This is a genomic window from Denitraticella aggregata, from assembly GCF_048158365.1.
Taxonomy (GTDB): Bacteria; Pseudomonadota; Gammaproteobacteria; order Burkholderiales; family Rhodocyclaceae; genus Azoarcus_F.
The window spans coordinates 1-1,188 of sequence record NZ_JBLLNL010000039.1; the positions used below are offsets into that span (position 1 = coordinate 1).

1 protein-coding gene is annotated in these 1,188 nt (G+C 68.4%); it reads left to right on the forward strand.

Annotation, left to right across the window (positions count from 1 at the left end):
- Nucleotides 1-1,188: enoyl-CoA hydratase-related protein (locus tag ACKVEX_RS16540; protein ID WP_473216839.1), on the forward strand; the 1,188-nt coding region annotated here is incomplete at both ends.

Consider the following 1,188-nt stretch of genomic DNA (forward strand, 5'->3'; position numbering starts at 1 on the left):
GCGCTGCAGCGCATCCGTTTCGAGCACCCGGAGGTGCGCACCGTGGTGGTGACTTCGAGCAAGCCGAAGATCTTCTGCTCGGGGGCCAACATCTACATGCTGGGGCTGTCGAGCCACGCGTGGAAGGTGAACTTCTGCAAGTTTACCAATGAGACGCGCAACGGCATCGAGGATTCCAGCCAACACTCGGGGCTGAAGTTCCTCGCCGCGTGCAACGGCACCACCGCCGGCGGCGGCTACGAGCTGGCGCTGGCCTGTGACGAGATCGTGCTGGTCGACGACCGCAACTCGTCGGTATCGCTGCCCGAGGTGCCGCTGCTGGGCGTGCTGCCGGGCACCGGGGGGCTGACGCGGGTGACCGACAAGCGCCGGGTGCGCCGCGACCATGCCGACATCTTCTGCACGATCTCGGAGGGGGTGCGCGGCAGCCGTGCGAAGGACTGGCGCCTCGTGGATGAGGTGGTCAGGCAGCAACAGTTCGCCGCGCATATCGCCACCCGCGCGGCCGAACTGGCCAAGGGTTCGAGCCGCCCGGCCGGTGCGACCGGGGTCGCGCTGCCGCGGCTCGAGCGCACGGTCGATGACAAGGGTTACCACTACGAATTCGTCGATGCCGCGATCGACGCGGCCGCCCGCACGGTGACGCTGACGGTGCGGGCGCCGGCCGCGGTCACCGCGCGGACGGTGACCGAGATCGAGGCCGAGGGGGCCCACTGGTGGCCGCTGAAGATGGCGCGTGAGCTCGATGATGCGATCCTGAACCTGCGCACCAATCATCTGGAGGTAGGCCTGTGGCAGTTGCGCACCGAGGGCGACGCGCAGGTGGTGCTCGACATCGACGCGACGCTGGATACGCACCGCGCGCACTGGTTCGTCAATGAGACGATCGGCATGCTGCGCCGCACGCTCGCGCGCATCGACGTGTCCTCGCGCAGCCTGTTCGCGCTGATCGAGCCGGGCAGCTGCTTTGCCGGCACGCTGGCCGAGATCGCGCTGGCGGCCGACCGCGCCTACATGCTCGACGACCCGGACAAGCCCAACCATATCGCGCTGTCGGCGATGAATTTCGGCACCTACCCGATGGTCAATGGCCTGTCGCGGATCGCGGCGCGCTTCTACCAGGAAGACGGCCCGATCGCCGCGACGAAGGCGGCCCAGGGCAGGCTGCTGAGCCCGACCGAAGCCTTG